The organism is Methylocaldum sp. (genome assembly GCF_039794385.1).
Classification (GTDB): Bacteria; Pseudomonadota; Gammaproteobacteria; order Methylococcales; family Methylococcaceae; genus Methylocaldum.
In genome coordinates, this window is sequence record NZ_JBDIVO010000132.1 from 1 (window position 1) to 11,650 (window position 11,650).

The 11,650-nt window shown below is 59.4% G+C and carries 9 protein-coding genes; 5 read left to right on the top strand and 4 right to left on the bottom strand.

Features of this window, described 5'->3' with window-relative positions; all coding sequences use genetic code 11:
• The first annotated feature begins 307 nt into the window (after nt 1-307).
• Entirely contained in the window at nt 308-808 is a 501-nt protein-coding gene (locus ABJK70_RS12655; protein ID WP_139841133.1) for a hypothetical protein, read from the top strand.
• A gap of 86 nt (nt 809-894) precedes the next feature.
• Here the strand turns inward: ABJK70_RS12655 and ABJK70_RS12660 are convergent, their stop codons facing one another.
• Nucleotides 895-1,416 (bottom strand): transposase, encoded by a 522-nt coding sequence (locus ABJK70_RS12660; protein ID WP_086134960.1) that lies wholly within the window; start codon nt 1,414-1,416, stop codon nt 895-897.
• 511 nt (nt 1,417-1,927) lie between these two features.
• Here ABJK70_RS12660 and ABJK70_RS12665 point away from each other — a divergent pair.
• The 4 genes from ABJK70_RS12665 (at nt 1,928) to ABJK70_RS12680 (ending at nt 8,641) form a co-directional block, all read left to right on the top strand.
• On the top strand, nt 1,928-4,285 hold the full coding sequence (locus ABJK70_RS12665) for a protein kinase (RefSeq protein WP_347258150.1): 2,358 nt from the start codon (nt 1,928-1,930) through the stop codon (nt 4,283-4,285).
• Between the two features lie 295 nt (nt 4,286-4,580).
• Complete coding sequence (gene rapA / locus ABJK70_RS12670; protein ID WP_347258151.1) at nt 4,581-7,436, top strand: RNA polymerase-associated protein RapA; 2,856 nt, start codon at nt 4,581-4,583, stop codon at nt 7,434-7,436.
• A gap of 195 nt (nt 7,437-7,631) precedes the next feature.
• Nucleotides 7,632-8,309: a TIGR00730 family Rossman fold protein gene (locus ABJK70_RS12675; protein ID WP_077730405.1), complete on the top strand. Its 678-nt coding sequence runs from the start codon at nt 7,632-7,634 to the stop codon at nt 8,307-8,309.
• Between the two features lie 116 nt (nt 8,310-8,425).
• On the top strand, nt 8,426-8,641 hold the full coding sequence (locus ABJK70_RS12680; protein ID WP_347258152.1) for a hypothetical protein: 216 nt from the start codon (nt 8,426-8,428) through the stop codon (nt 8,639-8,641).
• An 8-nt stretch (nt 8,642-8,649) separates the two neighbouring features.
• Here the strand turns inward: ABJK70_RS12680 and ABJK70_RS12685 are convergent, their stop codons facing one another.
• From ABJK70_RS12685 to ABJK70_RS12695, 3 genes are all read right to left on the bottom strand, one after another.
• On the bottom strand, nt 8,650-9,696 hold the full coding sequence (locus ABJK70_RS12685) for a multicopper oxidase domain-containing protein (RefSeq protein ID WP_347258153.1): 1,047 nt from the start codon (nt 9,694-9,696) through the stop codon (nt 8,650-8,652).
• 81 nt (nt 9,697-9,777) lie between these two features.
• Nucleotides 9,778-10,815 carry a PepSY-associated TM helix domain-containing protein gene (locus ABJK70_RS12690; protein ID WP_347258154.1) on the bottom strand — a complete coding sequence of 346 codons (1,038 nt, stop codon included), beginning with the start codon at nt 10,813-10,815 and terminating at the stop codon, nt 9,778-9,780.
• 18 nt (nt 10,816-10,833) lie between these two features.
• Nucleotides 10,834-11,598, bottom strand: coding sequence for an aldolase/citrate lyase family protein (locus tag ABJK70_RS12695; RefSeq protein ID WP_133716728.1), 765 nt, complete (start codon nt 11,596-11,598; stop codon nt 10,834-10,836).
• Nucleotides 11,599-11,650: the final 52 nt, after the last annotated feature.

Consider the following 11,650-nt stretch of genomic DNA (forward strand, 5'->3'; position numbering starts at 1 on the left):
TAGAGCGTTTTTCATCCCGGTGTACGGATTTGTGTAGGGCGGGAAGAACGTAGGTCGGCAATCCCTTGCCGACAAAGCCCTTTGCCGAGCCGGTACTTGAATCATCGTCTGTCGTTGTCGAGTGGATTGGCACTAACCCATTCGTTCATAACGATCCACGGTATGCCCCGGTAGGTAACTACATGTTCACTACTGTAGATGAGTGGGTCAGACGAGATGCCTAACACTTCGCTCGAGAGGGACGCTCCGCCAGCAAGCTTCGCTTGCTGTCTCCGCGCCCCTCAACTCAAACGTTGGGCATCACTGAATGCGCTGTGATACTTACAACGATCTGCATCAGGTAGTCGCTGCTAGGACGGCTTCTGCAACCGGCGTTGTCGTGATTGATGGTGCCAGTTGTTCGGGAAAATCTACGGCCACCATGCATCTGGCACGTGACCTAAACGGATTCCGAGTGAGTGCGGACAGCTATGTCGAAGCGGGACGAGGTGGTTCCTTCGTCGGTCGGCTGGCGCTCGAATTCTTAAGAGACGATATCGAGCGACTCCAGAAGTACTTTCGTCTCGTATTCTTCGAGGGGATCTGTGCGCGAGATATTCTTGGCGAAATAGGCGTTAAGCCAATAATGTCGATCTACGTTCAGACGATCGCAACCAGCGGTCTTTGGCATTTCCAGTTCCATCTTGAGGACTTCATGAACGGGGCTGAAAATCGAGAAGAGGAGCCCTCCCGCAGTGACTACGAATATCACGCCCGAGTGCGGCCTTACGAGAACGCGGATGTAACGTATGTGCGCGTGGCTGACTGATGTGACGCCCAATCGGGTAACCGGGGGTTTCTAACCCCCAGCTTGTGTATGCTGCATGAGATTTAGCGTAATGCGCCGAATGGGTTTCAAACCCGCTCGCCCACATCGATATCGGATTCCACCCCACCCGCCCAATTTAACGGATACACACCTCGTTCGACGTACCGGTGAAACGTCGAATACGGCCACTCCGACACGCATTGGACATAACCGTGTTTCACCGGATTGATGTGGCAATAATCCACATGCGCCGCATAATCCGCGTCATCGCGAATGGCGTGCTCCCAAAACCGGCGTTGCCATATCCCACGTTCGCCACGGGCAATGCGGACCTTTGAGCGCCGTTCGGTCGATGGCAAGGCTTTAGAGAAGCCTTGTTTGATCAACCGCCATCGATTGGTGAAATCGTCATCGCCGGGCGGCAGCGTCCACACGCCGTGCAGGTGATCCGGCAAGACTACCCAGGCGTCGATATGGAATGGCCGCTTGATCCGAACCTCCCGCACCACGGTTCGAAGCACGTCGATATGCCGGACGAGCCGATCATTCGGGTAACGTTCGAGCAGATTGACGGTGAAGAAATAGGTTCCGCCGGGTACGCGGTCAATTCCGTTAAGTTAAGCCGTCATTCCGGCAGGGATTGCCGGAATCCAGAGCACAGGGAAGTGACACGCCTCTGCCATCCATGGCTTCTGGACCCCGGCATTCCCTGCCGGGGTGGCGTCATTCGCCTTAACTTAACGGCATTGGGTACGCGGTAGCGTCGATAATCGGGCATCGGGACTCATCATCCGAAAAGCCAATAACCCAGGGAACAATAGCAGACCGTGGGAACATCGGATTTACGATGGCTTTTCCAATCATCGCTTCTGCGGCGCAATAGGCGGGACCGCTATTGCGCCCTACTCGCCGGCGTTAGAGATACAACGGAGAACGGGCTGTACGCCACGCCACACTTGACTTTTCGCCATTCCGGGTTGCCTTATCTTTTTCCAATCGGCACAATGTAAAACCCGACGATTCCGGGGGCTACTCGATTTACTCGCCCGCCATCCTCGTCTCACGCCTCGCAAGAAGCCGCTTAGCCCCGCTTTCGTCTGCACTGCTATGCCACAGAATATGCGCCAGAATGCACTCAATCCAGGCTATCGCCTGCAGTGGTTTTCCATAGAACAAGTTCTGGGTCAGGGCAACTTCGGAATCACCTATCTCGCCCACGACTCCATTCTTGAGCGTCACGTTGCCATCAAAGAATATCTCCCGGTAAAGCTTGCCGTTCGAGACGGCGCCGCTTTGATCCGGCCGGCAACGGAGGATTGCGGCGAGCAGTATCTCGCGGGACTGGAGCTTTTCATCAACGAGGCGCGCATGCTGGCGAAGGTGGAGCATCCCAACATCGTCCGGGTGCTCAACGTTTTCGTCGCCAATAATTCCGCCTACATGGTGATGAGCTACGAGGAGGGCGAAAGCCTGCACGCCGTCCTCGAGCGCCGCAGGACCCTGGAGCAAGGCGAACTCCTCAGGTTCTTGATCCCTATCCTGAATGGCCTGGAGAAAATACATAACGCCGGCTTTATCCATTGCGACATCACGCCGGCCAATATCTTGCTCCGGAAGGACGGGAGTCCCGTGCTGCTGGACTTCGGGTCTGCGCGTCAGTCGCTGGGAGAAAAAACACAGGCCCTCCCCAGCATGCTTTCCCCCGGCTACGCCGCCATTGAACAGTACTATGGGAAAGGCGATCAGCTGGGGCCATGGACCGATATCTACGGCCTTGGTGCGACGCTCTATCGGAGCATCGCGGGCATTGCCCCGCCCGATGCGCTCGAACGCAGCCAGAGCATCATCTTGGCCTCGAAAGAAATTTTCGTTTCCGCCAAACAGGTCGGCGGACCTCGCTACAGCGAAGGCTTGCTTCGCGCGGTCGACCACGCCCTGAGCTTGAATCCGCCTAAGCGCCCGCAGAGTATCGCCGCATGGCGGCGGGAATTTTCCCTGGCGCCGGAGCTTCCCGTCGAAGATGCGCCTGCGCCTAAGCAGCCGGAGGTGAAAGCCGAAACCGTGGCCGCCAACCCGGCCGATGCGCCGGCGCGCCGGCCGACATCCGATGCCGCTCGCTCGCGCATTCCGGCCATCTCGGCAATCGTGCTGATCGTCGCCGCCGGACTCGTTTGGCTGAGTCGCGGCCTATTCTCGGAGCACGAGCAAGCAACCGCATCGTCGGACGCCGAGCAAACCGTTCGCGAAAACGATCCGGCCGGTATTGATCAATTTGCGGAAAGCGCGCCGCAAAAGATCGCTCCGGCCACTCCGCCTTCGCCGCCCGAGGAATCGACTGTCGAAAAAAATGCCGGTGCCCAAGCGGGCTCCGAGCAGCACGCGGCTGAGATCGACGCGCTGTTCGAGCTATTGGCTCGGGCCGGCGAGGACATCAGGGCGGGCCGCCTCATCAGCCCCAAAGACAACAATGCCCTCGCCAAATATCGCTCGGTGCTCGCGTTAGATCCCAACCAGCCGCAGGCAAAGCAAGGCATCCAAGAAATCGTCGATCGGTTCGCCCAGCCGGCCCGCGAAGCCATGGACCGCCGGGACTGGAAGCTTGCGCAGACGCGTATCGACGAAGTCGCCATTGTTCTGCCGGAAGCCGAAAGCTTGCGCCAAGAGCTCGACACCCGCAGAGCCGAAGCCGAAAAGGGGCGCTCGAAAGCCAGTGCCGAACAAAAGTCCGCCGAGCAGACTGCGGCGATTTCTCCCGATCACAAGCAAGCCGCTCAATCGCCGAGTGCTCCAAAAACCCCTGAAGCACAGGGTGATGCCGAGATATCCGACGCGGAGGAAAGCGACCGGCGCAAGCAAGCCGCCGGCAGAACCGTCGGACGCGCATGGCGAGCCCTCAATCGAGAAGAATGGGATAAGGCGCAAGTCTATATCGATCAAGCCGCGGCGACGCTGGGCGATACCGAAGAGGTGCAAACCCTCAGGCGACAACTGATTTCGCGCAAAGCCCAGGCCGCCCAAGCAAAAGAGACCACGGCGGAGGGTGCTCAGGCGACGAATGCAGGAGCAGCCGAACAACCGGCTCCGGTAGCGGATAAAACAGCGGTCAAGATCGAAAGCGCCAGGTCGGCTCCACATCAGGTCAGCCCCGGCGAACGGGTGGAATTCATCACGACGTATGAGTTGACGCTTCCCGCCGGCACCCGAGATGCGGAAGTCGAACTCAGCTGGGTGCTGAAAGCGGGCGGCAGGCAAATCGGCCAGGAAGGCTCCGATTTCAAGCTGGCCAGAACCGGTACCAACACGGCCACGAATGAACTGACCGTCCCTTCGTATATGAAGTCCGGCACCTACACGGTCGAACATAGAGTGCGCGCCGGCGATAGCAGGGCCGTCGCCAGGTCGCACTTTTCCGTCGTTCGCAAGCCTCGACAACGGTCGGACGAAGCCGCGCCAAGCGATGCCCAGCAAGGCGAGTAGGAGGGGCCGGCCGCCTGCCCTCTCGGTAAGAACATCCGAATCGAACAACAAAAGCCCCGCCCTTCACGCTATTTCCGTTCACGATCTCCGAAAAAGCGTCCGCCGCGGCCAGAACGACCTTCGGTCACTCGCTCACGGCCGCTTCGGGTCGCCGTCGTCAAACTCCGAAACTTGTCGGAAACTTGGGCACCCGTTCCCGCTCATATTGGAGGCAGGAGCCGTAACCGGCAATTCGGACCGCCCTGTTACAATCCTATAATTGTGATTCCGTGTTACGCCTTGAGGAGAAATAACGTTGCCGACTTTCGTCCCTGGACAGCGCTGGATTAGCGAGACCGAGCCCGAGCCCGAGCTGGGCTTGGGCATTGTGTTGAACGTCGAAAACAACCGTGTGACTCTGCTCTTTATCGCCAGCAGCGAACGCCGCACTTATGCGGTCGACAACTCGCCGTTGACGCGGGTGAGATTTTCCAAGGGCGATTCCATCGAAAGCGCGGACGGCTGGAAACTCAAGGTTACGGAAGTACGGGAAAAAAATGGCCTGATCACGTACGAAGGCGTGGCCGAGGACGGCACTTCGCGAACCCTGGACGAAGTCGATCTCAACCATTTCATGCAGTTCAACAAGCCTCAGGATCGGCTTTTCACCGGCCAACTCGACCCTTCCGGGCTGTTTCGATTGCGCTATGAAACGCTGCGAAGAATCGGCCAACTCGAGCAGTCTCCGGTGCGAGGCTTGTTCGGCGGGCGCACCAGCATCATTCCGCACCAGATATACATCGCCCACGAAGTCGCTCATCGCCAAGCTCCGCGCGTATTGCTGGCCGACGAGGTCGGGCTCGGCAAAACCATCGAAGCGGGATTGATCATCCACCATCAGCTATTGACCGGACGCGCCGAGCGCATCCTTATCATCGTGCCGGAGCCCTTGCTGCATCAATGGCTGGTGGAGATGCTGAGGCGCTTCAATTTGCGCTTCGCCCTGTTCGACGAGGAACGTTTCTGGCAAGTCGAAGACGGCAATCCCTTTCTGAGCGAACAACTGGTACTGTGCAGCCTCGATTTCTTCATGGACGACGAAGAACGCCAGGAAGCCGCGCTCGCCGCCGGGTGGGACATGTGCGTGGTCGACGAGGCGCACCACCTGCAATGGTCGGAACAGAAAGCCAGTCCGGAATACCAGTTTGTCGAGCAATTGGGCCGATCGGTGCCGAGCCTCCTGCTTTTGACGGCGACACCGGAGCAGCTCGGCAAGCGCAGCCATTTCGCCCGCTTGCGCCTGCTCGACCCCGACCGCTTCTACAGCTACGACCGGTTCCAGTTCGAGGAAATGCAGTACGAATCGCTGGCCGACGTGATCAACCATCTGCTGGACGATCCGGAGCTCGACCGGGAGACCCTGAGCCAACTGAAATCCCTCATCTCGCAGGATTTGGCGGACGATTTACTGGACCGGCTGGACGATCCGGAACGCACGGAGAATGCGCGCAGCGAGCTGATTCAGCTCCTTCTGGACCGCCACGGCACGGGCCGGGTCCTGTTCCGCAATACCCGGGCCACGGTCAAGGGTTTTCCCGGGCGGGAGCTGATCGCTCATCCCCTGCCGCTGCCCGAGGCCTACAGCCGGCTGCTGACCGAGACTCAACCCCAGATCGAGGACCTTCTGCACCCGGAAACCCTGTACGCCCGGTGTCGCAAGGATGACGCCGAGTGGTGGCGTCTGGACAGCCGGGTGGAGTGGCTGGTCGAAACCATAAAGAATCTCAAGTCGGCCAAGGTGCTGGTAATTTGCGCAAAAGCCAAAACCGCGACCGATTTGGAGGACGCGCTTCGAGTCCGGGGCGTGCGCGCGGCGGTTTTCCACGAACAGATGAGCATCGTCGCCCGCGACCGGGCAGCGGCGTGGTTCGCCGATACCGAGAACGGCGCTCAGGCGCTGGTATGCTCGGAAATCGGCAGCGAAGGACGAAATTTTCAATTCGCCCATCATCTGGTGATGTTCGATTTGCCGCTCAACCCCGATCTGCTGGAGCAGCGAATCGGCCGCCTCGACCGCATTGGGCAGTCCGAAACCATTCGCATACACGTCGCGTATTTCGAGCGCAGTGCTCAAAGCGTCTTGTTCCGCTGGTATAACGAGGGACTGAATGCGTTCAGCCAGCCCAGCCCGGCGGGACTTCCCGTGTTCGGCCGACTCGGAGGACAGCTTGCCGCCTTGTTGCAGGCGCCCGATCCCGAAGGCGAAATGAAACTGGTCGAGCGGGCTCGGAAGCTGGCCGATGCGATCCAGGAGGAATTGCATCAGGGCCGTGATCGGCTTCTGGAACTGAACTCGTGCCGCAGGGACGCCGCGGAGCGGCTGGTCCGGCTCATCGAAGAAACGGATCGCGAAAACGATCTCTGGCCTTATTTGGAAGATGTGTTCGACGCTTACGGGGTTGCCGTCGAGGAACATTCGGATCATTGCCACATCCTCAGGCCCGGCGAGCACATGCGCACCCAGTTCCCGGAATTGCCCGAAGACGGCGTGACGGTCACGCTGGACCGGAGTATCGGTCTGGCGCGAGAGGACATGCTGTTCCTGACTTGGGAGCACCCGATGGTTCGGGGCGCCATGGACCTCATCCTCAACAGCGAGCACGGCAACGCCGCGCTGAGTCTGGTCCGGAACCCCGAACTGGAGGCCGGGCAACTGCTGCTCGAAACCGTCTATCTGGTCGAATGCACCGCACCGAAGCGCTTGCAGATCGGCCGATTCTTTCCGCCCACGGTGCTGCGCTTCCTATTCGACCAGGACGGCAACGATCTCAGTGTCCTACCCTTCGAAAGTCTTGCCGAACAGCCCCAGCAGTTCGATCGCGAGCACGCGCTGGGACTGGTTAAAAGCCGACAAAAGCTCATCAATCGGTTAATCCAGAATGCCGAAAAGAAGGCGCGAGCGCAGATGCCCGGCGTCATCGGCGAAAGTGCAAAAAGAATGCTCGATACGATGACGACCGAGCTCAAGCGCCTTGCAGCCCTGCGGCGGGTCAATCCGAACGTGCGCCAGGAAGAGCTGGATCAGCTCAAGGAGAACGCCATCGAGATGAACAATTGCATCCAAGGAGCGCATTTGCGCTTGGATTCCGTACGCCTTCTGATCACGGTCTGAGGGCTTTGGCCGGATGCGCCGCTAATCAACGGAAAAAGCCTCCGCATTCGGCCTTCGCTCGGACCGAAACCTTCCATCGCGACAAGCACTTGCACGAAAATCCCGGCTGATGCCTGCTATGGGATATCGGTGAAATTTCGCCATTCGCTGCCATACTTCTAAAGCCCCATCCCTTTTCAATTCCAGGACAGGTTTATGATCGAAGATCTCAAAGGCAGCGAATCGTGGCGCATGTTCAGAATCATCAGCGAGTTCACCGAAGGCTTCGACAAGCTTTCCGACATTCGCTTTGCCGTATCGATTTTCGGCTCCACCCGGATCAAGCCGAGCAGCCCGTACTATCAGGCCGCACAAACCGTGGCCGAGGTTCTCGCGAGCCACGGCTACGCGATCATCAGCGGCGGCGGACTGGGCATCATGGAGGCTGCCAATAAAGGCGCCCGTCTCAAGAAAGCGCGCTCGATCGGACTCAACATCGCCGGCGAAGAGAAATCGAATTCTTATCAAAACCTCAGGCTGGAATTTCGCTACTTTTTCGTGCGTAAACTCATGTTCGTGAAACATTCCATGGGCTATGTCTGCTTTCCCGGCGGATTCAATACCCTGGACGAACTGTTCGAAGCGCTCACTCTGATGCAAACGCACAAAATCCATCCCGTGCCTTTGATTTTGTTCGGTTCGGATTATTGGAAAGGACTGATCGATTGGATCAATAACACGGTCCTCGCCAATCAACTGGTCGACAAAGCCGATTTGACCCAAATCTCGATTACTGACGATCCCCTGGAAGTCGTCGACATCATGAACAAACACCGCGAATGGAAGCTCAAAAAGATTGTCGAGGCGACATCCGCCGCGTCTCCGGAAAGCTGACGACCGTGCCGTGATCGCTCTCGCCGGTCAGTTTTCGCGCCTGACTTCGATATAGCGAAAAACCGATAACGCGATGATGCCAAGCTGAAGCCGATCATGCGACCGGCGTCGGCACGTTGAAGCAAACGGCGGTGGAATGGAGCCGAAAGATCAACCCGCAGCTCGTGATCGGCATCCGCCGCGGCGAACAGGGCGGCCATTCCACCTCCATCCGGTTTTGCCGACGACACCGGACTGGATTCCGTGTCCTCATCCCCCTCCGCATTCCCATCGCCCGTCTTGCAGCGGTCTATGCCGCGCTGGCAGTACGACGCCAGTCGGCAGTCATCTGACGAAGAGTTCACTCGTTGCCCTTTGGCAGAATCTGATATGTGGCGAACATGCCGGCATCGATGTGATCCGCCACATGGCAGTGGAATAGCCATTCACCGGGGTTGTCGGCTTTCATGTCGGCGGTCACCATGCCGGCCGGGAGCAATTGAACGACATCCGTCCGTTGCGCGGCCGAGCGGCGGCCGATCGTGACGGTCTTTCCGTGCCAGTGCGGCGTGTGCAGGTCCACCTCATTGCCCATCCCGAGCAAGTGCCAGCGCACCTTTTCGCCGTCGCGCATCGTCAATCCTTTCAGGTTGCCGAAGATGTACCCGTTGATGCTGTGCATCAGGCCCGGCTCCTCCCCACCGAGTTTGTCGAAGATAAAGTAAGCGGTCACGAACTCCTGATCGACGTCTTTCGGGCGGCCGTCGCGGCGGGCCTCGCCCTTGCGGGTGACGATGATTGGACCCAACAGCCCCTTGTTGGTATCCGTGGGTTCGCCGATATGGGAGTGATACCACCAGACCTTGGAGCTGAGTTCGCTGCCCGCCGGGCCACTGTCTCCGTCCGCAATCCAGGTGTAGTCGAAGCACTGACCCGGCATGACTTCGGCCCCGCTGCCGGGCTCGGCGCCGGAATTCGCTCCGAAGTAATGGGCCCCTTCCTGATCCTTGGTATAGCGCAGGCCGTGGGGGTGCATGCCGGCGGCTCCCTGAGTGCGGTTGCAAAAGCGGACGTTGATCGTGTCTCCGACTTCCGCGCGGATGATCGGTCCCAGGATGCCCAGCCACTCCGGCTGCGGCACCGGACTTTTGAAGCCGGCGTCCCGATACTGGATGAACCGGGTGACCGGAAAGCTGTGACTGTTGGTCCATGGCTCCGGTATCTCGCAGGGCGCAGCATCGGGATGACAGTGGACCAGATTTTTCCCTGACGGCGCGAAATCCCAGATACCGTCTTCGGCAGCAATAAAGTACTGACGGGTCTGGGCGAAAGCGGCGGTCGCGATCATCACCACCAACGGAAGCGCAAGGAAGCCTATCGGGTGCATGCAGATGGTTTGGCCATTCATGAATTTTTCTCGGAGGAATCGTTTACGGCAGTAATTGCAGTTCCTATGCGACTTTAATAATAATCATTCTCAATCATATGTTCACCATTTAAATATGCCGCGACGAGCCCCGAATTGTCCATCTTGAGTGGAACGCTCATTTGCTCTGCGCCGTCGGCAATACAGATAGAGTCCACTCCCGCTCAATCCGAGCAGTACCATCCCGAACAAGGCCGTGAATTTGGGACCGTACGTTCCCCACAGCCGACCGCTGTGGAACGGATACAAAAGATGGGTCCAGTGAGAAAAAGGCGTGGCGATCTTGAGCACCCGGCCGCCGGCATCGAGATAAGCCCAGCCGCCGTCACGAAACCGGAACTGCCAAGGCGTGCTTCCGTCCGCCGGGAAATAGATCCGCTCCAGCGGCGCCGCGGGATAGGCGCTGGTGGCGCTGGACACGTGGCGGGCAAGAGTTTTCGTCGTCACCGTCGGCTCGCTGCCGGCAAGCCGGGGCGGCGGGTCCAGCCATTGTTTCAAGGGCCCGGCAAAATTGAGAAGGCTTCCCATAACGGCCAGCACGGCGAGGAAACCACCTACGATCAAACCCAGTCCCCGATGCAGGCCCCGGATCGTGAGCGAGTCCCACCTCCCGGTACGATAGGTCGGGCGCCGTTGCCGGAGCAGGAGGCCGACACCCCAGAGGATGGGAACCAAAACCCCGGCGGCGCTGGCAAGGATTTGCCCGGTCAGTCCCAAGGGCTTGCCGCGATGCAGGGCGTAAAGAAAATCCAGCCCGTCCTGTTCGGCGGCATCGCGCATGGCCAAGGTTTGACCGGTTCCGGGATGGATGAAGGCCAGACGCCGGTCCGGCCCGACCAGTTTGGCCCGGGCGGCGCGCTCCGGAGCCGTAGGCAAATAGAGCACCTCCAGCCGATAGTCCGGATAATCGGCCGCGATGCGCTGCTCCAGGACAGCAGGGGGCAAACCCGCTTCGACCGCCCGGTTCAGGCGATACGGCGACTCCGCGTAGCGAAGCTCGTCGTAGAAGCCCAGCAGGATGCCGGTTGCGGCAATGATCATCAACGGCAGCGCCAAAGCCGTCCCCAGGTAAACATGGGTCTTGAACAGCCATCGAATCATTCTGCACCTTTCGTGGGATTACGCTCTGAAGCCTTGCAAATGCGCTTTGAGCGCTCGAAAGGCGACGCCGCGATCATCGCCCAGCAGGAAGGCGCGGACGCCGCGCTCGCTCCAGTATTCACGCTGCCCCGGCAGACGGGGAACCGCGCAGAAGGCGACGCCATGACTTCGGCAGGATTCGGCGATGCGCTCGATGGCCGCCTGTACCGATGGATGCTGGGGCTGGCCGGGCACGCCGTAAGATTGGGAAAGATCGACGGCGCCTTCGAGCACCAAGTCTATGCCGGGCATGGAGAGGATGTCGTCGATCCGCTCCACGCCCTCGCGGTCCTCGATCATGACCGCGACCAGAATCTCGGCGTTGGCGCACTCGAAATAAGTCGGCAGATCCAGGCGGCCGAATCCGGTCGTTCGTCCGCCGCTGATGCCGCGCGTCCCCAAAGGGTGATAGCGGCTGGCCTTGACGATAGCCTCGGCCTCCGCCGCATTTTTCACATGGGGCACGACGATGCCTTGCGCGCCACAGTCGAGAACGCGCAGGATGACGTCCGCCGCGATGCCGGGCACCCGCACCAGCGGCGTGATGCCGGCGCACTCGGTCGCCCGCACCATGTTTTCCAGCGTTTCCGGATTGGTGGAAACGTGTTCCAGATCGAGGATGACGAAATCGTATCCGGCGTATCCGAGCATCTCCGCCAGGAGCGGCGATGGGATCGAGTTCAGCAGACCGAATACCGTCTCGCCTCCTCTCAAGGCCTGCTTGAGCCTATTGGTTTGCAGCATGGTGATTTTCCTCTAAGGGCAGATAAATGTGGGCCGGATGGGGGTGACGCAG

Coding starts and splice junctions, on each gene's coding strand:
- ABJK70_RS12685 (WP_347258153.1), bottom strand. CDS start 9,696: ATGAATGGCCAAACCATCTGCATGCACCCGATAGGCTTCCTTGCGCTT.
- ABJK70_RS12655 (WP_139841133.1), top strand. CDS start 308: ATGCGCTGTGATACTTACAACGATCTGCATCAGGTAGTCGCTGCTAGG.
- ABJK70_RS12695 (WP_133716728.1), bottom strand. CDS start 11,598: ATGCTGCAAACCAATAGGCTCAAGCAGGCCTTGAGAGGAGGCGAGACG.
- ABJK70_RS12675 (WP_077730405.1), top strand. CDS start 7,632: ATGATCGAAGATCTCAAAGGCAGCGAATCGTGGCGCATGTTCAGAATC.
- ABJK70_RS12665 (WP_347258150.1), top strand. CDS start 1,928: ATGCGCCAGAATGCACTCAATCCAGGCTATCGCCTGCAGTGGTTTTCC.
- ABJK70_RS12690 (WP_347258154.1), bottom strand. CDS start 10,815: ATGATTCGATGGCTGTTCAAGACCCATGTTTACCTGGGGACGGCTTTG.